The organism is Brevibacillus borstelensis, assembly GCF_036700025.1.
Taxonomy (GTDB): domain Bacteria; phylum Bacillota; class Bacilli; order Brevibacillales; family Brevibacillaceae; genus Brevibacillus; species Brevibacillus borstelensis.
This window is the reverse complement of sequence record NZ_CP144922.1, coordinates 1,778,786-1,801,444: the sequence shown is the minus strand read 5'-3', so window position 1 is coordinate 1,801,444 and position 22,659 is coordinate 1,778,786. Positions and strand designations below refer to the sequence as shown.

Genomic DNA, 22,659 nt, shown 5'->3' with positions numbered 1-22,659 from the left:
CCATTACTCCCCTGCGTTACCGGACCCTTTCCCGATCAAGGGATAAAGCGGTCTGTAAAGGAAATCCACGAGCTGGGTCAGTCCTGGCATTTCCGGAAAAAAAATCAGCAAGCTTCCCAGCCCCCATCCTGTCACTGTGATGACCAAAAATACGGTTCGTTCCCGCTTCATTTCTGCCGTCAACCGCGGAAGCTCGTACCATGCAAGCACGAGTGCCAAAACGGTCAGCGCGGCTACACCCACCCACTTCAATATGCCCCAGCCCCTTTTTTATTGATGGGGATTGGACACCCCGGGTCGCAGCACTTCGGCTGTCGACTGAATGTCCACCTCGATCTCGGAGAAGGTGCGTTCCCAATCTGCTACGGCTTTTTTCCATTCCTGCGGGTACTTTCGATGAAAGACGCCGGAAAAATCGAACACGTCCGCATGCAGGACATTCTGTGCTTTGTTCAGGGAAGCTTTTATGACCGACCGAGTATATGCGGCGGCGTAGGACTCTACGATGGAGACATCTGCCGGTATGGTCATATTCAGATTCGTCGTATTTTGTCTGACATCGTATTCGGCGTGCAGTTTGACCTGCATGGACCACTTGCTGTTTTTGACCTGCGGGCTGAGAACTGCCCTGCCCCTGACCATCTTCAGAGAAACATATCCCTTATGCTTTTCGATCGGAATGGTGATCATGACAAATTTGATCCTGTTTCGAAGCCACAGCACCCCTTGCGCTTCCCTCTCGTCCATTTGCCCCGCCCACTTCCCTTTTTTCAGCACGCCCATTCCGTAGATGTAGGGAACTGGCCCGCCATCTTGCTCCGGCAATGTTGCCACCAGGGGAATGATCGATACTTTTGCCGGATTCTCCATCATCTGGGCCAGCTCTTTTAAGGTCACGCCTTCACCTTTTTGGGCCTTGGCGATCTCTTCGAGCGACTTGGAGCTGCTTCTCTCAAGCGGCGGCTTTTGCTTCAAAATATCTTTGGCCTTGCCTCTGCTCACGAACAAATAGGCAAGCCCGCGAGGACCCGGCTGCCGAAAAAAATAATCGACATGGCCTTCAATTCCCGTTCTTGCGATGTCCCTGCCAAAGATAAACACTTCCGTATGGCCCCAAAAAACTTGTGCGGAAAGCGTATCCTGCAGACTTTCTACCGCATCGGCCAGAGTGATGCCTGTCGCTGATTGCACGACAGTTTGGTCGGCCTCTTCCTGCTGTCTGCCCGCGCGATTGACATACAGCTGGACCGATAGCTCCACCTTTTTGTCTTCGGTCAGGTCGACTCCCGCTGCAGTGATAATCGCGATGTCATTAATTTCTTTGCGATCCCAACAACCGGTCAAACCAAGCAGCAGAAGAACGACTCCAAGCAACCGGTACACCTTCACTCCTTGCCGCCTCCTCCTTCAACACGACAGCTTTTTGTCATCCTCGGCCTCGCCGCTCCTTCTGCTTACCTGTTAGGTAGTATCGGGTTCCTGATCTCGGCCAGTATTCTTGCTCCTGTGCTCATCCACCGAAGCATCCGTCATCCAGAGAGGCACCCTCGCCATCACGTCGGACAGCTCCTGCAAGTTTAACGGTGCAAGCGGGCTTAAATACGGGACGCCAAAGGATCGAAGGGTAAACAGATGCGTCAGCAGCATCAGCAGTCCCAGCATCAGCCCCATAATGCCAAAAATGCCGGAGAGCAGCATGATCGGAAAACGCAGAATTCTGATCGCCACTCCAAGCGTGTAATGAGGAATGATAAAAGACGCGATGCCAGTGATTGCGACAACCATGACCATCGGCGAAGAGACGAGCCCTGCTTCAATCGCCGCTTGCCCGATAACGAGGGCGCCTACGATGCTGACCGCCGCCCCGACCTGCTTGGGCAGGCGGACACCCGCTTCCCGCAACGCTTCAAAGGTGATCTCCATCAAAAGCGCTTCCAACAACGCAGGGAATGGAACAAGCTCCCGGGAGTTGGCCATCGTCAAAAGCAGCGCCGTCGGAATCATTTCCTGATGAAAAGAGACGATCGCCACATAAAAGGAGGGGCCTAGCAGCGCAATAAACAAGAACAGATAGCGCAGCCACCTGATCACGGTGCCAAAGAAATAGCGCTCGTAATAATCCTCGGGAGATTGCAGAAAGGAGTAAAAAGTCGTCGGGGCCACCACGGCGATCGGCGAGCCTTCGACGAGGATAACGACTCTGCCCTCCAATAATTGAGAGCAGGCAACATCCGGCCTCTCGGTCGACAGAAGCTGCGGAAAAGGAGAATACGGGTTGTCCTGCAGCAGCTCCTCCAAATCTCCGCTGTCCAATACCCCGTCGATCCGTATGCTGCGCAAACGTTTTTCCACCTCATCGACCAGCGCTTTCTCCGCGACTCCCTGAAGGTAGGCGATTACCACTTCGGTATGGGAGATGCTCCCCAATTTGTAGGACTTCATCTTCAAAAGCGGAGTGCGCAATCTTTTCCGCAAAAGCGAGGTGTTGATTTCTACGGTTTCCACGAAGCCTTCTCTCGGTCCGCGAACGACAGATTCGGCGATAGGCTCCTCGACTGAGCGCGTCTCCCACTTGGTTAATCCGACCGAGGTCGCAGTGTTTTCTCCATCCGTCAAAATGACAGGATTGCCGTCCATGACGTGTCTGACGGTCTCCTCGATAGTCCCGATCTCGCTTCCGGAGGCTACGGGGATGATCCCGTGAAACAAAGGGGACCCGGCCGATCTCCTCCGCCCCTCCAGCAAGGGGGTCAGCACCTGTTGATTGAGTTCCTCCTGATTGGCGGTGCCATTGATGTAGATCAGGATGGCTCTCCGGCTTCCACTTATCCAAAAATCATGAAAAAGAACATCCGTGCAATCGGCGAAAATGTTTCGGAGAATGTGCAAATTGCTTTCCAGCTCGAAAGACAGCGGCGTCAGTCCCCTCTCGTCTGAGCCGGGCTGAAAAGACAGGGAAGACAAGTGCCCCCCTGAGCGGAGCTTCCGCTTTTTCCATGATCTCGAGAAAATCATGCGGCATCTCCTTTTTTCCTCCATTGTTGACTTTCCCCCTACCTTTTATAACCGCTTCTCCAATGGTACGGAGGCAAAATAAAAAAACTGCCCGACAGGCAGTTTTTATGAGCAGTATGATGGAATCAGGAAGGATCGGCGTCCTGCTCCGATTGGATGTAGTGCTGTAGTTCTTCGTAAAACGTCGTGTTGCAAGCCATGACGCTGCTTTTCCGATCAAACGGCAACGGCTTCCCGTCCATTGTGGTCACCTTGCCTCCTGCTTCTTCTACCAGAATTCTCCCCGCTCCAAAATCCCAGGCGTTCAGCGAGAGGCTGACATACCCGTCGAGTCGTCCTGCCGCCACGTACGCCATTTCCAGTGCAGCGCTGCCCAGCAGCCGCATGCCCCGTACCTTGCCGGCCAATTTTTTCACGATCAGGTCAATCCCTATTTGTTCCGCCTGTTTGTTCCAGAAAACACTGGTACACAATAGCGCTTCTTCCAAGGAAACGGTCTTTTCCAGACGCAGTCTTTGGCCATTCAAATAAGCGCCTTGCCCCTTTACTGCGTGAAACATCTCATCCCGGGATGGATCATAGACGACGCCGATCAATCCCTCCCCTTTGTGATAAACGGCAATGGAAACAGCAAAGTTGATCTGCTGATGAACAAAATTGGTCGTTCCATCAATCGGATCGATGACCCATAAAGTGTCATACTCGCCGGGATCTCCCGTAAACGTTCGCTCCTCGCCCAGTATGCCATGCTCGGGATACTGGCGCAGAATCGCATCGATAACATGCTTCTCCACTTCCTTGTCCACAGCTGTGACAAGATCTGAAGCGGATGTTTTATATTCGACAGTAAAAGGCTGCTTCATTCGTCTGAGACTGAGTTCTCCCGCGCTTCTGGCACAATCCAGAGCGAGGTCCTTGAGTGCCTCCAAGGTTGTTGCATGCACACGTATCGCCACCCACATCTTGACTTTGCCTCTAGTGTACCATACTTTCCCTGCTGATACACCCTGCTGTCCACCTGATGAAAGCCCGGCAAAAAGTCATAGGAGGCCTGTTGATTGGCCTCCCGTCTGGTCTTGCAGGATGCTGCAGGGAACATCTGTAAGTAAGGAACAGCGCTGGCAAGCAACGGCTACCTGCAGTGATGAGCGACAGCAGCTAACAGCAGCGGGTCACTCCGCCTTTTTCATAGCGCTCACGCAGTGCGTAAATATAGTACTCTCTTTCCGTCATCGGAAAGTACCCAGGTTTGGCATGGGTCTGGTACCAATGCTGCAGATAACGATCGTAGTCCGGCATGCCGAAGATGGTCTTGATGATCGAGCTGATCTGACGAAGGGACTTTTTGATCGTTCTCCACCTTTTTCTCATGCGATGGCATGTCCTTTGCCGTCGTAGTAATTGTCCCCTTTGGATTGAATGTACGGGGATTCGTGAAGCTCGAATTTCTTTCCGCGCAAAATGCTGATCCACAGCCGTATCCCGTCGGCAATAATCCCGATGATGATCGCCATGAAAATCGCGCAGACGGCAGCGTCAATCTGGTCATTCAGGATCATCTTCTGGGCTGCCTCCACTGTCTTGACACCCGCAGGAAGCGTTCCGGCATCAAGCGCCTTTTGGAATGCATCTGCGTGAGCCAGGAAACTGATCTTCGGATCGGCGTGGAACAGCTTTTGCCATGCAGCGGTCAGTGTAGCTGACGTCAGCCAAACCATCGGCAGCAAGGTGACCCAGGCGTACCGCGCCTTGCCCATTTTGATAATGAGCGTCGTACCGACAACGAAGGCGATTGCAGCCAGCATCTGGTTGGCGATACCGAACAGCGGCCACAGGGTATAAATTCCGCCCAGCGGATCGACAACCCCTTGGTAGAGGAAGTATCCCCAGCCTGCCGTGATGACGGCGGAGCCGATCAGGTTCCCCGGCAGCCAGTCTACCTGCTTCATTTTCGGGAAAATATTGCCCAGCATGTCCTGAACCATGAAGCGTCCGACACGCGTACCAGCATCGATTGTCGTCAAAATGAAAACGGCTTCAAACAAGATCGCAAAGTGATACCAGAACGCCATTAAAGCCTTTCCACCCAACACCGTAGAGAAAATGGTCGCCATCCCGATGGCCAGCGAAGGAGCTCCGCCCGTTCGGGACAAAATCGTTTTTTCGTTGATGTCCTGTGCGAGTGTCGTAATCACATCGGGAGTGATCGTAAAGCCCCAGCTCGAAATCGTCTGTGCGGCGGCGACCGCATCCACCCCAATTACCGCAGCCGGCGAGTTAATGGCGAAGTAGACACCAGGTGTCAGTACGCAAGCCGCAATCATCGCCATAATCGCGACAGCAGATTCCATCAGCATCCCGCCGTAGCCGATCATCGGCGCATGCGATTCCTTGGCAATCATCTTCGGAGTTGTACCGGAAGAGACGAGCGCATGGAAACCGGAGACGGCTCCGCAGGCGATGGTAATAAACAGGAACGGGAACAGGTTTCCGGCAAAGACAGGACCGGTTCCGTCGATAAATTTCGTCAGAGCCGGCATCTCCAGCGGCGGCAGCGTCAGCACGATCCCTACAGCGAGAACGGCAATCGTTCCGACCTTCAAAAACGAGCTTAAGTAATCGCGAGGCGCCAGCAGCAGCCAGACAGGCAGGACAGACGCGACGAACCCGTAAGCGATAATCATCCAGGCGAGCTGAACCTTGCTAAAGGTAAACGCAGGTCCCCAGGTAGGAGATTCAGCGACCGCCTGTCCCCACCACAGAGACAGGAACAGAAGCACAAGTCCGATCAGCGAGCCTTCCATGACTCGCCCGGGGCGAATGTACCGCATGTACAGCCCCATCAGAATGGCAATCGGCAGCGTCATAAAGATGGTAAATGTCGCCCATGGCGATTCAGCCAGCGCATTGACAACGACCATGGCCAATACGGCAATCAAAATCACCATGATTGCTACGATCCCGATCAGGGCAAGCGCCCCGCCAAAAGGACCGATCTCTTCCTTGGCAATCTGGCCAAGCGACTTTCCATTGCGCCGCATCGAGCCGAACAGGATGATAAAGTCCTGTACCGCTCCGCCGATGACGACCCCGACGATAATCCAGATCGTCCCCGGCAGGTAGCCCATTTGCGCGGCCAATGTCGGTCCGACGAGCGGCCCGGCACCGGCGATGGCCGCGAAGTGATGCCCGAACAAGACCCATTTGTTGGTCGGAACAAAGTCCTTCCCGTCATTATTCACTTCTGCAGGTGTCGCCCGATTGTCATCGAGTCCCATGATCTTCCGGGCGATGAACCTGCTGTAGAAGCGATACGCGACAGCGTACGAACAGATCGCAGCTGTCAGCAGCCAGAACGAGTTGACGGATTCACCGCGTGACAGGGCCAGAAAGCCGAAGGCAACTGCCCCCAGCGCAGCAACCCCGCCCCAGATCAGGACTGAGAGAAGCCATTTTTTCATTCCTTTCTCCCCCTTGTAAAATGATGAATAGGAACATGAGGAATAAGACCTCAACCTACCCTATCACACGGTTGTACATCAAAAAAACAAAAATTGTCTGAACAGTAAAAAATCGAGCACGAAAGGAGAAAATGCAGGGTTGAAACGAAACGGCTCATGAAAGCGTCTTTTCTACACTGTTTGGACTTGTTCCCACTCTGCTGATTTCCTGGTGGCAAAAGGGCAATGAGCCTTTTCTGTTGATCATCGCAGGCATCGGGGCTATTTGGCTATTTTGGTGGACACGGAAAAGCTTCACCTGGCTGGCGGGATTATTGGCATTGTCCGCCTTATTTTGGGCTTTCCAGATGATGTAGAAAGATAACGGAATCCATGTCAATAAAAGGATAAAAGCATGTATCCGGGCAAGTGGCCGCTGCCGCAGCAAAAGCCATATTCCCGGATACATGCTTTTTTGTCAAAGTAAAAAAAGTAAGTTGGAACTAAAATCCCAGCCGTTTTTTCAACTCCTTCACGACATTGCGGCTTACCGGGACTTCCGTCCGCTGAGCGTCCTGCATGACCAGATAGAGCGCTCCCTTGAACCAGGGAACCAGCTCTGCAGTGCGGTACAGATTGGCGATGAACGCCCGGTGCGTCCGGAAAAATTGTTTGGGCGACAGCCTGCTCTCCAGCTCTTGCAGGGTAAAGGATGTGGCGTACTGCTCCTCTTCCGTATGTATGCTCGCGTATCGGCCGTCCACCGTAGCGTAGACGATATCGTTGGGATCGATCAGCATGATCTTCCCGTTGCGCTCCACCGGTATCCGGCGCGGCTGCTGATCTTGAAGTACGGTCTGGAGCAAGCTTTGCAGTTGCATTTCCAGATACGGCTGCTGGGCCGCTTCGCTTCCCGGCAGCGGACGAAGCTTTCGGACACGGTTGATCGTTTTCTCCAATCGATGCTCGCTGAACGGCTTGACGATGTAATCCACCGCTTCCGTCTCAAAAGCCCGGACCGCGTGGATCTCATAGGCGCTGGCAAAAATAATGACGGGCGGCTGCACCATCAATTCGAGCAAATCCTGCCCTACATCGACGCCGTCGCGATCGTGCAGGTGAATATCGAGAAAGACGGCATCCGGCTCCGCGTCGGGAATAAGCTCGAGCGCCTCTTCCCCGCTCTCTGCTTCTCCAATGACGGCTACATCCGAAAATTGTTCCAGGAGATAGCGAAGCTCTGCCCTTGCCGGGGCTTCATCATCCACGATGAACACTTTCAGCATGAACTTTCACTCCTAAAGGCAATTCTATGAGACAAGTCGTTCCCAGCCCCTTTTTGCTGTCGATCACGATCCCGTACGGCTGGCCGTAGATGGCCTGCAGACGGCTCCTTACATTGGACAGCCCGATGCCGGACAGCCGGCGTTTTCCGTCCTGGGCCGGAGGGGGCGGGACAAACGGGTCCTTTTCCATGCCCACACCATTGTCCGCAACCTTCAGCTCCAATACCTGCTTGTCCTTCAAGCGGGCGCTGATTTTGACGACGCCTCCCTCGCGCTTCGGCAACAGTCCGTGCTTGATCGCGTTTTCCACGAGCGGCTGGAGGACGAGCCCGGGAACGACATAGCGGTCTACGCCCGGCTCGATTTCATATTCCACTTTCAGCTTTTCGCCGAAGCGGGCCCGCTCGATCGCGAGGTAAGCCTCGATGTGCTCCAGCTCCTCCGCCAGCGTCACAAAACCACCGCTGTCGTGCAAATTCTTGCGGAAATATTCTCCCAAATGAATGAGCAGCTCCCGCGCCTGCTCGGGGCAAAAGCGGATGAAGGAAACAATCGTATTGAGCGCGTTGAACAAAAAGTGCGGATTGATTTGCGCATGCAGCGCCTTGATCTCGGCATCCGCCAAAAGACGGGCCTGCTTTTCCAGATCGGCCAGCTCGAGCTGGGTCGAGATCAGGTTGCCCAGCCCGCGAACGAGCTCCAGGTCGACCGCCGACAGCTTGCGGGATCGATCCTGATACAGCTTGAGCACACCGGCTACCTCTCCCCGCTTGCGCATCAGCGGTACGAGTATGGCGCTGCGCAGTGTGCAGTTGTTTTCCCGGCAGCCGATCTCCTCTTTTGTCCCCGCGATCTTCACTTCCTTGGTCTCCAGCACTTCCCTGGTCGCTTTTGTGGTAATCTCCTGCCCGACCACATGATGAGAGGAGCCGGCGCCGACATGGGCAAGGACCGTCTTCGTGTCCGTAATCGCCACGGCCGCCACTCTGGTCGTGCGGAGGATTTCCTCGGCGACGCGCTTGGCTGACTCATAGGTAAGCCCTTGTCTGAGGTAAGAAAGCGTTTTGTCCGCGACCTGCATCGTTCGCTGAGCCTGAAGAGCGCCAATCCGGTCCTCTTCCGTCTTTGCCAGATCGATAATGATGATCAGGACGGCGATCCCGAGCGCATTCACCACCGACATCGGCACGCTGATGGCCTTCACCAATGCCAGGGCATCCGCATACGGCCTGGCCACCAGCAAAATGATCGCCATCTGCATCCACTCTGCGACGAATCCGACGGCCATTGCCGTCGTCCAGCGAATTTCCCGCGTCCGCCGGAACCTGTAAAAAAGGCCGGCCAAAACTCCTTCGCTGATCGTGGAGATGGCACAAGCCAGATCGGTGAAGCCGCCAAGCGTGTAGCGATGAATGCCGGCGACCAGCCCAGTCGCCAGACCTACCCACGGCCCTGCCAGAAGGCCCGCCACGATGGTGCCGATCACGCGGGAGTTGGCAATCGCGTCCTGGTACCAGATGCCGTTGTACGTGCCTAAAATCGAAATTCCGGAAAAGATGAGAACCATGACTGCTTTGTCTTTGTAAGTGGCTCGCTGGTTTAATAGGCTGCGAAATGCTTTGACGCGCGTGAACAGCAAGGCAGCTACGACCAGTACGGCAGTTCGTTCTGCCAAGGGGATCATGAGGGCCAAATTCATCCTTGTCGCTCCTCTTCCAGTCTGTTGTTATCATTATCGCCACGGAGTGCTTATGCGGTCAAGCAAATCGTCAGTCTAGACTGAATTGACGCACAAAAAAATCCGCCAACAGCCATAGCTGTCGACGGAACAGAAAGCCAAGCCGCTTCTTACAGATTGCCCCGCAGCTCCTGTTCTCTCTCGAGCGCTTCAAACAGCGCCTTGAAATTTCCGTTGCCGAAGCCGCGCGCCCCTTTTCGCTGAATGATTTCTACGAACAGGGTCGGACGGTCTACAATCGGCTTGCTGAACAACTGCAAGAGGTATCCTTCATCGTCGCGGTCCACCAGCACCCGCAGGTTGCGGAGCGTTTCGATGTCTTCGTCGATCTCTCCGACACGCTCCTTCAGTTCTTCGTAGTACGTGTCCGGTACGTAGAGGAAGTCCACGCCATTTGCCCGCAGTGCGGAAACTGTTTTTACTATATCGTTGGTCAACAGGGCGATATGCTGCACACCCGGACCTTTGTAAAACTCTAGAAATTCCTGGATCTGCGATTTCCGGCGCCCTTCGGCTGGTTCGTTAATCGGAAACTTGATCCGCCCCGTGCCGCTTTGCATCACTTTTGACATCAATGCGGAGTACTCGGTCGAGATGTCATCGTCGCTGAAGTTCTGCACGGCTGTGAATCCCATGACTTTTTGGTAGTAGGCCACCCATTCATCCATGACTTCCACGTTTCCGACGATATGGTCAATCCCGATCAACCCGGTTTCTTCTCCTTGAATAGGAGATTCATACGCTTGGTAGCCCGGAAGGAAGGGACCGTTGTAGTTTTTCCGCTCGACAAAGGTGTGGATGTTGTCCCCGTAGGTGCCGATGATTGCCTTTTTCACAGTGCCGAAGGAATCGGAAAACTCGGTCGGCTCCATGACCGGCACGGCTCCGCGGGAAACGGCCTCGCGATACGCCTGCTCACAGTCGTCCACGCGAAGAGCCACGTCCTTTACGCCGTCCCCGTGCTTGCTCACAAACGCGTTGATCGGGCTGTCAGGAGTAAGCGCCCCTGACAAGACAAACGTAAGGTGTTTTTGTTTCAATACATAGGAAACCTTTTCCCGCGAGCCTGTTTCCAGCCCTGCGTAGGCCACAGCCTGAAATCCGAAGGCCTTGGTGAAGTAATGCATGGCTTGCTTCGCATTTCCTACATAGAACTCCACATAATCCCAGTCCTGAATGGGAAAGAAATCGGTGTTGCTCATTTGCCTACCCCTCCGACTTTTTCAAATTTTTGCATGATTGGGATGATTTTGTTTGTTATCTTGAGAGTACATGGAAAGCGTTTACTCCCGCAAGAACACGGAACAACGCGAAAACGCGCAACAGCTTTTCTCCAATAAAGTGCGCATCATCAGCGTCTTCCGGTACGATGCAGGAATATTTGCCCGGATAGATGAAAAACAAGGGATGAAGCGTAAAATGCTTGCTGAAAGGTAAGGAGGACTATACGAATGACACAATGGAGTGAAATGGCAAAAGAGCAATGGGACCAATTTTCGGCGGATTGGCATAAGCGCAGCGAAGCCATGTGGGAAACGGGCAGCCGCAGGACGATCCTGCCGCTGTTTACCCGCTATGTCCACGCGGAAAATGGACCTGTTCTGGACGCTGGTTGCGGAGATGGATACGCTAGCTGCAAGCTGGCCGCAAGCGGCTATACTGTGGAAGGAGTCGACATTGCCGGGGAAATGATTCGCCTGGCTAAAGACCGGGCAAATGACCGGGCAAAAAACGGTGAAATAGCTGTCCGCTTTCAGACTGGGGATGTGTCCAGCCTTCCCTTTTCCGATCAAACCTTCAGCGGGATTCTCTGCATTAACGTGACGGAATTCACGCCTTCGCCACTCGCTGCACTCCTGGAGTTCCATCGTTTGCTCAAACCGGGGGGCATCCTGCTCCTCGGCATACTCGGCCCGACGGCAGGACCACGGGGACACAGCTATCGCCGCCTGTACGGGGAGGCGACGATCCAAAACACGATGATGCCGTGGGAAGCGAAGCAACTGGCCAGCGAAAATGGCTATGTCCTGCTGGAGGAAGAACCCGTTTATAAAGAAGGCGTACCTGCCGAACTGGCAAATCGGTTACCCGCGGAATTGCGCGAGGCCCTCAGCTTTTTGACATTGTTTGTGCTGAAAAAAGGATAGAAAGAACGGCCCCGCCCGTGCCAGCCATAAAAAAGGTGCCGCGACCGGCACCTTTTTTGGCGTTTTGTTACTGAAATGGATTGACGACTTTATTGGCTGCCATCCACATTTCTTTGCTTTTCATCAGCTGTGCGATTACGGGCTGTTCCGTTCCGTAAAGCGACCGATAGAGTCGCTGGGTTTCCCGCAAATCATTGTAGGTCAGATAAGGGTAATCCGGTCTGCCAAAGGTGTCATCAGGGAACCAGGCGTAGTGCAGATCTCCATTTTGCGTGATCCATCGTTCTCCCAGATTGGTGACTCCCTGAAGCATCACTGTTGCCAGCGCTTGGTCGGCCGGATCTTGAAATTGCATGTACATTTTCCACAAAAAGTTAATTTCCGCCAACTGGTGGTTGAGCGAAACATGTGTCGGCTTATGCGGTGTCGGGTGGGCGTAATCGGCAACCAGCCATCCATCTGTAGGACCGGGTATGACGTAGTGATACTGACTGGCGTGATTGCGCAAATACAGGGCGTACCTTTTGGCCGATTCACAAAATTCACTCTCATTATACTTTTTGCAGCCATCAAGCAGCAGCTCGGCCATTCCGGTATTAAACCGCGTATCGTAAAAGCCATCAGGGATCCCGTAATCGTCAGCCAGCCACTGGGACTGTGGATACGTCTTCCAGTGCCCTTCCGCTTCCTGATTGCGGACAGCGGTATCGAGCATGACGTAGGCCATGTTTTGCGCCGCTTTGCTGGTTGGATTCGCCAGGAAGGAGCGGACTACATAGTTCTCCGGATTGCGCCAAAACGCATTGACGGTGTAGGGAACGTATGTAGACGGACTCGTGTAGTAATAGCCGTCGTACAACCACTTGGCCTTATCCGAGAGATCGACTCCCAGCCAAAGATTGGCTGTCGGCTCACTATCCCAGGGAACCAGCGGGGAGCTGGACTCCATGATCCACCATTCGCTGACCATTCCCGCCTTTACCGGGAGCTGTACCTCCAGATGCATGCGATACCACTCTTTTTTCACGGCAATGGGCAGAGCCAATTCCTTTTTTTCCTCGATTGTCGTTCTCCCCAGAGGATTGTAGACAATCGGCGAAGCGACCCAGAAGTAACGACTTGGTGATTCAATAAAGCCGGGAACCAGCGGCAATTCATTTGTCTCCGCCAAAGAGAGCAAATTCCATACCCGCGTGATCTGGCCATTATTATCCGCGCTCAGAACGTGGCGAAAGGTTGACCCTTCGCCTGCAAACGGCACCGACAGCACATACGGACTGCTGTCGATCTGCCCTTCCAGCCTGTACATGCGAAACACGTCACCATTTTTAAACTGGTAGATCTTCTGTTTCAAAGCTCCACCGCTTACCGAAATAGACTCTTCCTTGATCGTCGGCTTTTCCCACTGAAAAGCATCTGAGGCGGAAGGGGGCATTGCGAGTGAGACTAGCAATGCGAGAAAAAACAATACGGACTTTCTTACCTTGGTCATGTAATCCCCCTTGCTCAGAAGTTTGCGAACCCGCTCGCTCTGTTTTCGGAGTAACTGCCACGCCATGATGTAATAGGTTCCACATTATCTTCGCATTTCCTCCATTATTTATCAAATATGATTAGAAAGTACCATGATGAAATGCCTTGCAATCTGATAAAGATGTAGGGAAAGCGACTATTACATTCGACACGGAGGGGATGTCATGACAAACAAAATTATTTCTGCTGCCCTCGTCTTTTTCTTTATTTCTTTGGCCGCCTGCCCGCCGGCAGCTTGGGGAATCCAATCACATCCGACGCTTGCCGCAGCACCTTCAGCCAAAGAACCAAAAGAGCCTCTCCCCTATTTTGGGACCGGAGAGGTTTACGTGCAGCCCGGGTCAATCGCCCCGCTTTTTCCCGTCCCTTCTGTTTCTTTCGATACGCCTGCTTTTCAAAAGGCCAGCCAAGCCTTTACCAGTCAGGAAGAAATGATGGCGTTCGTCAAAAAGCTGGACAGTCAGCACGCTCACGTCCGCCTGGAAATCATCGGGCAATCCCTCGAAGGTCGGGACATTCCGCTTTTGATCCTGTCCCGCCAGCCTGACCAGGTCCAAACTGACAAGACAAAACCTATCGTCTGGCTCCAGGCCCAAATTCACGGCAATGAGCCCGCTTCAGGTGAGTCCGCTCTGGTCATCGCGCAATGGCTGGCAACAGAACATCTGGGAAAAGACCTTTTGGACCAGGTACATGTAATCATCGTTCCGCGAATCAACCCCGATGGGTCCTACCGGTTTCAAAGAACGATCGCTGTCGGTCAAGATGCCAATCGCGATTACATGAAGGCCGAATACCCCGAGGTGCAGGCGATCCACAAGGCATTCGACCGCTTCCGGCCCGATGTCGTGCTGGACGCTCATGAGTATGGCGTCACGTCCGCTTCCCTGGCGAAGACAGGGAAAAAAGGAGCGCTTACTTCCTATGATGTGCTGATCTCTTCGGCCAAAAATTTGAACATCCCAAAAGAACTGCGGAGCATGTCCGATCAACTGCTGCTGCCGGAAGTTGAAAAAGCGCTGGATGAGGCCAAACTGACGCATCACCCCTACTACACGTTATCCCAGAACAAGGACGGGCAGATTATCGCGACAGAAGGCAGTACGGAAACGCGAATCGGCCGCAATGCCCTCGGATTGAAAAACAGCCTTTCCTTTTTGGTGGAGACGAGGGGAATCGGCATCGGCCGGGCCGATTTTGAACGCCGTGTATATGGACAGGTGACGACACATGCCGCCTTTATCCAGGCCACAGCCCGACATGCAGAAAAAATAAAACAGACGGTCGCCAGATCACGCAGCCGGTTGATCGAGCAGGGGAAAAAAGCTGATGACGACGACCGGATTGTCGTCACTAGCGAAAACAAACGAATGACCGGTTACTCACTGGATGTGATTGATTTGGCACAGTCCAAGCGCGTCTCCATCACGGTTGCGTGGGTGAGCGCGACAAATGCTTATCCGACCCTGGAGAGGAAAAGGCCGACTGCCTATTTGATGCCTCCCGCTTATCACCATATCGCTGACCGGCTGGAGCGGCTGGGCGTGAACATCGCGACATTGTCCGAGCCTGCTGCTCTCCCTGTAGAAAGCTATCTTGTCACGGATAACAAGGTACAGGCTCGCCTTGAAAACGGCCGTTTTCCCAACCGGGTGGAGACCTGGGTCACTGAGGAGCAGGTGACCTTTCCTACCGGCAGCTACGTATTTGCGATGGACCAGCCGCTCGCCAACTTTATTGCGCTCGCGCTGGAGCCGGAGTCCGTGGACAGCTTCGTGACGAACAGCTACCTCCCTGTGCAAAAAGGTGACCGTATCCCTATATACCGCTATATGTCCGAAAAGCTGCTCCCGGCGAATTAGCACTTCGGCACTTCGGTCCCCCGGCACTCCGATACTCCGGCACCCTGGTACCCCGGCACTCAGGTACCCCGACCTAATAAAAAAACGTCCCTGCACCGGTTGTTTCAGCCGGTTGAGGGACGTTTTTTGTCAAAGAGGTTTTTCCTTACATAATTACTTGCTCACTTGCTTGCGCTGTTTTATTCAGCCAGCAATCGTTTTACGTCTTGGTAGCTGGCTTCCAGCTGCCTGTCGACTGCTCCCGCTTCCTGAACGTGATGGCGCAGCGCCTCATTCATCTGCTCCAGAGCCCGTTTTGCTTCCTGGACCTGCAGATTGTTTTCGTCCGTGTAGCGCTTTTGCTGCTGAATCGTTTCCATGACACCCGCCGTCTCTTCACTTACTTCCCGCAGGGCGGATACGATGCTCTCCATTTTTTCAGCCGCTTCCTTGCTTGTCGACAAGCCTTTTTGGATCGCACTGCCGCTCTTCTCGCTGTTGGCGATCGCTTCTTTTGTCTCTTCCTGAATTTTGCCGATCAGCTCGGCGATGTTTTTGGTCGAATTGGCTGTCATTTCTGCCAGCTTCCGCACCTCGTCCGCAACGACCGCAAAGCCTCTTCCCTGTTCGCCTGCGCGAGCGGCTTCAATCGCTGCATTGAGAGCCAGCAGGTTCGTTTGATTGGCGATATCGCTGATCACTTGAACAATGCTGGTAATCTCCGACGAACGCTCTTCGAGACGCCCCATGGACGCGGACGTGCTGGCGGACTGCTGTTCCAGCACGCTCATCACCGAGACCACCTCTGCCATTGAGAGCTTGCCTTCATTTGCCCGTTCTACGGACTGCATGCAGATGCTCGTCAAACGCTCTCCCCGGGAATATAGGTTGTCGGCCGACTCCTCGGACTCTGTGCTGATCCGCTGAATTTTCGAGACAATGCTCTCCATCCGGTTTGCCAGCTCAGCAAGGGAGCCGTGCTGGTCGTTAACAACGCCATGCTGATGAATGATGGCGCCCATTTGCTCGTAAACCGCCATTAGCTCTCGCTTGATTTCTTCGCGGTCGCCCCGAGCATCCTGCTCCTGCAGAGCTACGGCGGTCGCAGCTATTTCCTGATTGGCTTCATCCTTCTTTTTCTTCCAAAACATTGACGTCACTCTCCTCTATTCTCTTTTGGCTAACTTGTGTGGCTCTCCCGGTGCGCAAAAGCGCGCGATTCCATAATTCCCGGATGCTGCTTGGCCAAAAGAAGCAGGTTTTCCAGGTAGTAATAATGGCCTTCCAGCACTTCCACGTCCTTGCGGGTAAACTGCTTCGTCTGCAAATACTGCTGCATCTCCAGGGCGTATCTCTCCAGCTTGCCGTAAAATTCATTGGCCCGCAGCATTTGCTCCACTTCCGGATAGGCGGTTTTGAGCCGATTGATTTCACCGTATACCTTGGTACCTTCGAGAATCAGTTGATAAGCCGCGCGCTCATAGGAGGCGGCCGTCGCTTGTTCCTGTTCCTGTCTTGCGGCGCGCAAAGCGGACAGGTACGTGATAAAATGGTAAACAGTTAAAAATAAAGGCCCCAAAAACAAAATGATTCCTGCTTTGTATACATGTTGGTTTGCCAGGTTGCTGATGAGCAAGAACAGATGAAACAAAATTGCCCCCAGCCATGCGTAAATAATCACATGGTGGTTTACCTTGCCTGCCTCCTGCTGGCGCGAGAAAACAAACGTCAGCCCCAAAAGATAAAAGGCAAGCAGAGTAAAACTCGCACTGAACAATGCCATTTCCATCTCCTGAAGCCAAGTGGCATCGGCAGGAATCTCAAACAAAAATTCAAAGGCGAGTACCAGCAGTGAGAAGAGCAAACCCATGATCCAAAACCGGCTTACTTCGGAATCGTTGCGCCGGCGAGAGCGGTACCTTTCCGCACGGGATTCTTTCAATTGTTCTCACCTCACTTTCAAATGGATTCGCCATGATTCACCAATTTCCTCTTAGGGCCAGACAAAATCTGACATCGGAGGCTACCATGAAAAACCCTTTGCCCGCTGCATTTACGGCACGTATGCAGGCGCTATTGCAAGACGAATACGAAGCCTTTATCGCGAGCTATGAAGAGGCTGCGAGCCACGGCCTCAGAATCAATCCGTTGAAGCTTGCGCCGGCTGATTTCCTGTCGCTCTCCCCCTTCTCCCTGGAGCCGGTGGAATGGTGTCCAAATGGCTTCTGCTACAGGGAAGGAGATCGTCCCGGCAAGCATCCTTACCACGCAGCCGGTCTGTACTATTTGCAGGAGCCGAGTGCCATGTCCCCTGCGGAAGCACTGGAGGCGCTCCCCGGCGAAACAGTACTCGACCTATGTGCGGCTCCGGGCGGCAAGACAACCCAACTGGCAGCGGCCATGAAAGGGAGCGGGCTGTTGATCGCCAATGAAATTCACCCGTCGCGGGTCAAGGCCCTTTCGGAAAACGTCGAGCGGCTGGGCATCACCAACGCTATCGTGACCAACGAAACACCGGAGCGGCTGGCAGAGCGATTCCCGCTGTTCTTTGACCGGATACTGGTCGACGCGCCGTGTTCCGGCGAGGGCATGTTTCGCAAGCTCCCGGAGGCAGTCGAAGAGTGGTCACCGGAAAAAGTGACGGAGTGCCACCTCATGCAGCTCGATATTTTGGATGCGGCCAGCGCCATGCTGAAGCCCGGTGGGACGCTTGTCTACTCGACTTGCACATTCGCTCCTTTGGAAAACGAGCAATCCGTGGCTGCTTTTCTACAGCGCCATCCCGAGTTTGGCATGATCCCGCTTCCTTCCGCAGACTTGTATTCGCCCGGCGAGCCCAAGTGGGCCTACCCGCCCTTGCAGGATGTGTCTTTGGCCGCACGCCTTTGGCCCCATAAACTGCGAGGGGAAGGCCACTTTGTCGCCAAGCTGAGAAAGTCGGCTGAAACGGACACGGCAGAACTGTCCCGCAGCCGTCCGAAGAAAAAAGCAAAACCTGCCTCTTTTGCCGGCAAAAAGGAAGCGGTCGCAAGCTGGCAGAGCTTTGTCCGGGAAGCCCTGCCGAACCTTGGCGATCTGTACGCCGACGACTCTGCCCTTCTCCTCTTCGGCGACCAGCTTTATTATACCCCGCGACCCGGACTGGATTTGGACGGCCTTCGCATCAACCGGGCCGGCTTGCACCTGGGAACGCTGAAAAAAAATCGCCTGGAGCCCTCACACGCTCTCGCCTTGGCAGTATGTGCGGAGGCAGCAGCACGCGTCGCCAGCTTTTCTGCAGCCGATCCTGACCTGATCCGCTATCTCAAGGGAGAAGCATTATCGCGGGAAGGAGAAGCTGGCTGGACTCTGGTCTGTGTGGACGGCTTCCCCGTCGGCTGGGGCAAGCAGGCTGACGGACAATTGAAAAACCATTATCCCAAGGGATTGCGCTGGCTGTAATCCAGCTAGCAAAAAAAAGCCCACCTGCATCGGGAGCACAGATTCTTCCCGCAGGTGGGTTTTTGTTAGCGGTTCCGCCGATTCGGCCCGTCGTTTACCATCGTCAAGGAGCCGTTTTTTATGTAACGAAGGATTCTGGATACGGAAATACCGGTTGCGTTGGCGATTTGCATCGCATTGGAGTTGGGGTTCATTCGCAGATACTCGCGAACTACCCGATACTCATCCAGTTCTTCCTGTGTGCACGAACGGCATGCCGATTCAGCCGCCGGAATAGGCAAACCGCATTGTTCACAGAATAGTTGAGTCATGACAGCTTTCTCCTCATACCCTGATTTGTCCCCTGAGCAGGACCCAGGTCCAAAGTGGCCGATATTTTCTGGTACTTCTATTTATTGTACCCGTTTTAGGGTAAGAGGAAAACCCTGCATCTATAGAACTGGATTCAGCCGTTCACTGCCATTTTCACTGACAAAAGACCGCTTGCGGTAAGCAAAACGACGCATCCGACAGCCAAAGCAGCCATATCGGGCACAAAAAGTGAAAAGGTATGCCAGGTCACATTCAATCCGTACAGGAGCACCGGCAGCAAGAGAACGGCAAGCAGGATAAAGACTGTTGCAAGCCCGGCCCATATCCGCCTGTTCCCTGACTTCCGCCGTACTCGGAACAATCTGTAGACCACCATTGCCGTTACCAAGAGCAGGACGAGAAAAACAACTGCAAACAGCCATCTTTCCATCGGCACTGAAAAGGTTGCGGGCTGCGCCTTTTTTCCCAGCAAAATCTGCTGGACCCCGTTCATTACTTGCGTAAGCCTGATCTCCTCCAGCGAATTGTTGCGATTGGTCAAAATGGCGGCTCCCCATCCTTCCCCGGGCAGCAGCATGATCTCCGAGCGATAATCGGGGGTTGAGCCTGCATGCCAGATGCGTTCTCCGCCTTCAGCCAGCGGCGTGATCCTCCAGCCGAAGCCGTAAGAGGTCTGTGAATTGGCTCTTGTCAAGACGGCAGGCTCCATCATCATCCTGGTGTAGCGGGCAGAAAGCACGGCATCCGGCTGCAGCATTCCGATCAGATAATGTCCCATGTCTTCGGCACTTGCCGCAATGTACCCGTAAGGAGCTCCCCCGTTGTCATATGCGATGTCGCTTTGGACAGACAGACCAAACCAGGAGCGGTAACCGGACATCCAGCCCTTTTCTTTGGCTTGCCGGACACTGGCTGCAGCGTTGGACATGCCAAGCGGCTCGAATACGGATTTATCCATGTACTCCTCGAACGAAACGCCGTAAATCCGTTCGATCAGCGCTCCGAGTATCCCGTAGTTTGCGTTGCTGTACTGGTGCCGTTCACCCGGCCGTGCGGTGGTGGCTTCCGTAGAAAGCTCACGAACATATCGCTGGACTGCTTCGCTGTCGTCCGCTCCCTGGTCGGCAAATTTCATGCCGGATTCCGTACCAAGCCCGCTCGTTTGCGTGAGCAGTTGGCGGACAGTGATTTTCGCGGCGTCCTCTTCGCTTTCTAGCGTAAACGAAGGCAAATATTGCCGGACAGGCGCATCCAGGTCGATTTTATTGGCCTGAACAAGCAGCATGATTCCATAGGCAGTAAGACCCTTGCTGAGAGAACCGAGCAAAAACGGCGTTTGTGCCGTCACAGCCGTCTTCCCGTCTCCGGTCACTCCCCATGTTTTTCTGTAGACAATCTGCCCGTCCTTTACCAGCACCATGGAGCCTCCGGGGGCACCCAGCTTCGCGGCGGCATCATCGATGTAGGCATCGATCTCATCAAGCTTGGCTTGCAGCTCGGCGGAAATCGCCTGCTGTGCCGCAGAAGCATGCTGACTAGGCAAAATCAGGGTTGAGACGATCAAGGACAAACATAAAAAATAGCTGTAAAACCGAAAAGATTGCACGGATAATAAGCTCTTCATGACAGACTCCTTTTCCTGGTCATCCTGAGGCGGTTGCGTCAATCGTTGTCGATGACTACATTACCAGATGAAACCAAGTTGGAAATCCGTCAAGAGGCGGAGAGGAAATCGGACCTGCGGCCCGGCTTGCGAAAATGAAAAGCGCTCTCCGTCCTCGGGTACCAGCACTCTGTCAGCCAATTGATTATCTTTCAAAAAATCTCGCAGCTCTTTTCGCTCCAGCAGACAATGATTATTCGCAGCGATCAACGATCTGGCCTGCCAAGCTGGGAAACGCATGCGCAAAATGGAATCCAAAGACCACCTGCCCTATGTCCGCTTCGTCTCTGGCCGCCCTTATCCATCAAAAAATCAAATGATTGAGGTGACGAAAATGATACCGACATTGGAAACAGAAAGGTATCCTGCTGCCAGAATATCTGTACAGCAAACAGCCTTAGCCCCTGCAAATTCAGGACTAAGGCTGTTTCGGCATCAATTGCCCCAGACTTAGGCTAGCCACATACTCTGGGCTGGCACGCTGGGTGCTTTTGCTTCTACCCGTCGACTGTTAACCGCGCGGACGTTTCCCGCCGAAATTTCCTGAGCGGTTTCCGCCACGGCTGCCAGCTCCGCCCGGTTTTCCGGATCTGCCAGCGCCGCCAGCTTTCCCCGCATCACCCGATTTCCCTGCCTTGCGGGCAGCGATCGCTTCTGCGCGGCGGCGATTTTTTTCGTATTTGGTCTGCAGCTCTTCCAGCTCGCGAGCCAGCTTTTTCTTGTAGCCCGGCTTTACCTTTGTCTTCTTTTTGATGGCTTCGCGGACCGGAGCGATCTGCTTGTCCTTTTCCTTCGCTTCTTCCTTTGCCTTCTGCTCGCGCAGTTCAATAAAATACGCTTCACGTTCTTTGGCGCGCTCGCGGCGTCCCGCGTCGAGATGGCGTCCGACTACCAGCAGCCTTTCCTCGATCGACGCCTTTGTCGCTTTTGCAAACCGGATCATCATGCTTTTCTGGCGAGGAGAGACGAGCGAAATCGCCTTCCCTTTTTGTCCGGCCCGTCCCGTCCGTCCGACGCGGTGGATGTAGCTCTCCACGTCATTTGGCAGGTCGTAGTTGATCACATGAGTGACGCCTTCCACATCCAGCCCGCGCGCCGCGATGTCGGTAGCCACGAGAAACTGGAATTTGATATCGCGGAACTGCTTCATTAGCTGTTCCCGCTTGTTTTGCGACAAGTCTCCATACAGCGCGCTTGCCGAAAATCCGTTTTCCTGAAGCCGCGCAGTCAATTGCTGCACGCGTACCTGGGTGTTGGCAAACACAATGCAAAGATATGGCTTTTCTTGCTCCAGCAGATCGACCAGCGCATCCGTCTTTTCGGTCTGGTTGACCACATAGTAAAACTGCTCAATGGATTCAACCGTCTTTTGCTTCGATTCGATCTTGATATGCGGCGGCTGCTTCATGAACTGCTGCGCCAGCTTTTTCACCAGATCGGGCATCGTGGCGGAGAAAAGAAGAATCTGACGCTGCTGCGGCGTGTTCACGATGACCTGCTCGACATCCTCGAGAAAGCCCATCTCCAGCATTTTGTCGGCCTCGTCCAGAACGAGCGTGGATATGCGGCCAAAGTGCAGGGAGCCCCGCTTCATATGGTCCAGTACCCGTCCCGGCGTTCCCACGACGATGTGAACCGTTTCTTTCAATTTGTTCAGCTGCTTTTCAATATCCGTGCCGCCGTGCAAAGAAAGAACGTTGACACCCATATGCTTGCCAAGCTTCTCAGCCTCTTTGGCGATCTGGATTGACAGCTCACGCGTCGGCGTCAGGATCACAGCCTGGATATCCTTCTTGCCCGCTTGCAGACGATTCAGGATCGGCAGCACAAAAGCCGCTGTTTTCCCCGTACCGGTCTGCGCTTGACCGATGACGTCCTTGCCCTCTGTTATCAATGGTATCGCTTCAGCCTGGATCGGCGTCGGTTCCTTGTAAAACGAATCCTGTATGCCTTGCATCAGTTCCGGGCGAAAGCCAAACGACGCAAATGTCTTTGTCATGATGCTCACTTCCTTTTCAAAGGAAGCCGCCCTCCCCCGTCTGTCGGCCATCCCTGCCTGACGAGCGGATAACGGCATCCGTCCTTCATTTTCAGCGACGAGCGCTGGTTCTGTCTCCCTATAGTATAGGAGTCTTTTCAAAAACACAACAAAACGGTCAGAATGCCCCTTTTTGGCTTCGCAAAAGGGATGAAACAGGCGGCTCGGCTGCATGCGTGCATGCTGCTTCGAACCGCCTGCATTT

General features: G+C 53.9%; 18 protein-coding genes. 3 read left to right on the top strand and 15 right to left on the bottom strand.

Annotation, left to right across the window (positions count from 1 at the left end; translation table 11 throughout):
* Window positions 1-3: 3 nt before the first annotated feature.
* The 9 genes from V5G20_RS08220 to hppD all read right to left on the bottom strand — a co-directional run bounded on the left by V5G20_RS08220 (window position 4) and on the right by hppD (window position 10,681).
* The gene (locus tag V5G20_RS08220) at window positions 4-252 is read right to left on the bottom strand and encodes a hypothetical protein (protein ID WP_003389043.1); all 249 of its coding nucleotides are present in this window, start codon (window positions 250-252) and stop codon (window positions 4-6) included.
* 18 nt (window positions 253-270) lie between these two features.
* Window positions 271-1,389 (bottom strand): Ger(x)C family spore germination protein, encoded by a 1,119-nt coding sequence (locus V5G20_RS08215; RefSeq protein WP_172920260.1) that lies wholly within the window; start codon window positions 1,387-1,389, stop codon window positions 271-273.
* Window positions 1,390-1,461: 72 nt separating this feature from the next.
* Window positions 1,462-3,015 (bottom strand): spore germination protein, encoded by a 1,554-nt coding sequence (locus V5G20_RS08210; RefSeq protein WP_228006679.1) that lies wholly within the window; start codon window positions 3,013-3,015, stop codon window positions 1,462-1,464.
* A gap of 125 nt (window positions 3,016-3,140) precedes the next feature.
* Window positions 3,141-3,959, bottom strand: a complete 819-nt coding sequence (locus V5G20_RS08205; RefSeq protein WP_338463334.1) for an inositol monophosphatase family protein — start codon at window positions 3,957-3,959, stop codon at window positions 3,141-3,143.
* Between the two features lie 214 nt (window positions 3,960-4,173).
* Window positions 4,174-4,386: a CstA-like transporter-associated (seleno)protein gene (locus V5G20_RS08200; RefSeq protein WP_003389039.1), complete on the bottom strand. Its 213-nt coding sequence runs from the start codon at window positions 4,384-4,386 to the stop codon at window positions 4,174-4,176.
* Complete coding sequence (locus V5G20_RS08195; protein WP_327925830.1) at window positions 4,383-6,476, bottom strand: carbon starvation CstA family protein; 2,094 nt, start codon at window positions 6,474-6,476, stop codon at window positions 4,383-4,385. The genes V5G20_RS08200 and V5G20_RS08195 overlap by 4 nt, the downstream gene beginning before the upstream one ends.
* Before the next feature lie 482 nt (window positions 6,477-6,958).
* Window positions 6,959-7,741, bottom strand: a complete 783-nt coding sequence (locus V5G20_RS08190; protein WP_024983859.1) for a LytR/AlgR family response regulator transcription factor — start codon at window positions 7,739-7,741, stop codon at window positions 6,959-6,961.
* Complete coding sequence (locus V5G20_RS08185; RefSeq protein ID WP_031931841.1) at window positions 7,716-9,440, bottom strand: sensor histidine kinase; 1,725 nt, start codon at window positions 9,438-9,440, stop codon at window positions 7,716-7,718. Before V5G20_RS08185 ends, V5G20_RS08190 begins: the two co-directional genes overlap by 26 nt.
* A 149-nt stretch (window positions 9,441-9,589) precedes the next feature.
* Window positions 9,590-10,681, bottom strand: coding sequence for a 4-hydroxyphenylpyruvate dioxygenase (hppD, locus tag V5G20_RS08180; RefSeq protein ID WP_227277924.1), 1,092 nt, complete (start codon window positions 10,679-10,681; stop codon window positions 9,590-9,592).
* Between the two features lie 249 nt (window positions 10,682-10,930).
* Here hppD and V5G20_RS08175 point away from each other — a divergent pair, with 249 nt between their 5' ends.
* Window positions 10,931-11,626: a class I SAM-dependent methyltransferase gene (locus V5G20_RS08175; protein WP_031931842.1), complete on the top strand. Its 696-nt coding sequence runs from the start codon at window positions 10,931-10,933 to the stop codon at window positions 11,624-11,626.
* 67 nt (window positions 11,627-11,693) lie between these two features.
* Here V5G20_RS08175 and V5G20_RS08170 read toward each other — a convergent pair whose 3' ends face one another.
* Window positions 11,694-13,118: a hypothetical protein gene (locus V5G20_RS08170; protein WP_338463333.1), complete on the bottom strand. Its 1,425-nt coding sequence runs from the start codon at window positions 13,116-13,118 to the stop codon at window positions 11,694-11,696.
* 205 nt (window positions 13,119-13,323) lie between these two features.
* Between V5G20_RS08170 and V5G20_RS08165 the strand changes: the two genes are divergently transcribed.
* Entirely contained in the window at window positions 13,324-15,021 is a 1,698-nt protein-coding gene (locus V5G20_RS08165) for a M14 family metallocarboxypeptidase (protein WP_338463332.1), read from the top strand.
* 179 nt (window positions 15,022-15,200) lie between these two features.
* On the opposite strand, the gene V5G20_RS08160 is transcribed toward V5G20_RS08165, so the two are convergent.
* Window positions 15,201-16,151 (bottom strand): methyl-accepting chemotaxis protein, encoded by a 951-nt coding sequence (locus V5G20_RS08160; RefSeq protein WP_327985661.1) that lies wholly within the window; start codon window positions 16,149-16,151, stop codon window positions 15,201-15,203.
* 29 nt (window positions 16,152-16,180) lie between these two features.
* Window positions 16,181-16,942 carry a hypothetical protein gene (locus V5G20_RS08155; protein ID WP_338463331.1) on the bottom strand — a complete coding sequence of 254 codons (762 nt, stop codon included), beginning with the start codon at window positions 16,940-16,942 and terminating at the stop codon, window positions 16,181-16,183.
* 86 nt (window positions 16,943-17,028) lie between these two features.
* Here V5G20_RS08155 and V5G20_RS08150 point away from each other — a divergent pair, with 86 nt between their 5' ends.
* On the top strand, window positions 17,029-18,441 hold the full coding sequence (locus V5G20_RS08150) for an RsmB/NOP family class I SAM-dependent RNA methyltransferase (protein ID WP_338463330.1): 1,413 nt from the start codon (window positions 17,029-17,031) through the stop codon (window positions 18,439-18,441).
* A gap of 65 nt (window positions 18,442-18,506) precedes the next feature.
* On the opposite strand, the gene V5G20_RS08145 is transcribed toward V5G20_RS08150, so the two are convergent.
* The 3 genes from V5G20_RS08145 to V5G20_RS08135 form a co-directional block, all read right to left on the bottom strand.
* On the bottom strand, window positions 18,507-18,752 hold the full coding sequence (locus tag V5G20_RS08145; RefSeq protein ID WP_003389025.1) for a hypothetical protein: 246 nt from the start codon (window positions 18,750-18,752) through the stop codon (window positions 18,507-18,509).
* Window positions 18,753-18,886: 134 nt separating this feature from the next.
* Window positions 18,887-20,377: a serine hydrolase domain-containing protein gene (locus tag V5G20_RS08140; RefSeq protein ID WP_003389024.1), complete on the bottom strand. Its 1,491-nt coding sequence runs from the start codon at window positions 20,375-20,377 to the stop codon at window positions 18,887-18,889.
* 550 nt (window positions 20,378-20,927) lie between these two features.
* Entirely contained in the window at window positions 20,928-22,415 is a 1,488-nt protein-coding gene (locus V5G20_RS08135; RefSeq protein WP_031931847.1) for a DEAD/DEAH box helicase, read from the bottom strand.
* Between the last annotated feature and the right edge of the window lie 244 nt (window positions 22,416-22,659).

Coding starts and splice junctions, on each gene's coding strand:
- V5G20_RS08160 (WP_327985661.1), bottom strand. CDS start 16,151: ATGTTTTGGAAGAAAAAGAAGGATGAAGCCAATCAGGAAATAGCTGCG.
- V5G20_RS08175 (WP_031931842.1), top strand. CDS start 10,931: ATGACACAATGGAGTGAAATGGCAAAAGAGCAATGGGACCAATTTTCG.
- V5G20_RS08210 (WP_228006679.1), bottom strand. CDS start 3,015: ATGATTTTCTCGAGATCATGGAAAAAGCGGAAGCTCCGCTCAGGGGGG.
- V5G20_RS08150 (WP_338463330.1), top strand. CDS start 17,029: ATGAAAAACCCTTTGCCCGCTGCATTTACGGCACGTATGCAGGCGCTA.
- V5G20_RS08195 (WP_327925830.1), bottom strand. CDS start 6,476: ATGAAAAAATGGCTTCTCTCAGTCCTGATCTGGGGCGGGGTTGCTGCG.
- V5G20_RS08170 (WP_338463333.1), bottom strand. CDS start 13,118: ATGACCAAGGTAAGAAAGTCCGTATTGTTTTTTCTCGCATTGCTAGTC.
- V5G20_RS08135 (WP_031931847.1), bottom strand. CDS start 22,415: ATGACAAAGACATTTGCGTCGTTTGGCTTTCGCCCGGAACTGATGCAA.
- V5G20_RS08185 (WP_031931841.1), bottom strand. CDS start 9,440: ATGAATTTGGCCCTCATGATCCCCTTGGCAGAACGAACTGCCGTACTG.
- V5G20_RS08165 (WP_338463332.1), top strand. CDS start 13,324: ATGACAAACAAAATTATTTCTGCTGCCCTCGTCTTTTTCTTTATTTCT.
- V5G20_RS08190 (WP_024983859.1), bottom strand. CDS start 7,741: ATGCTGAAAGTGTTCATCGTGGATGATGAAGCCCCGGCAAGGGCAGAG.
- V5G20_RS08200 (WP_003389039.1), bottom strand. CDS start 4,386: ATGAGAAAAAGGTGGAGAACGATCAAAAAGTCCCTTCGTCAGATCAGC.
- V5G20_RS08140 (WP_003389024.1), bottom strand. CDS start 20,377: ATGAAGAGCTTATTATCCGTGCAATCTTTTCGGTTTTACAGCTATTTT.
- hppD (WP_227277924.1), bottom strand. CDS start 10,681: ATGAGCAACACCGATTTCTTTCCCATTCAGGACTGGGATTATGTGGAG.
- V5G20_RS08145 (WP_003389025.1), bottom strand. CDS start 18,752: ATGACTCAACTATTCTGTGAACAATGCGGTTTGCCTATTCCGGCGGCT.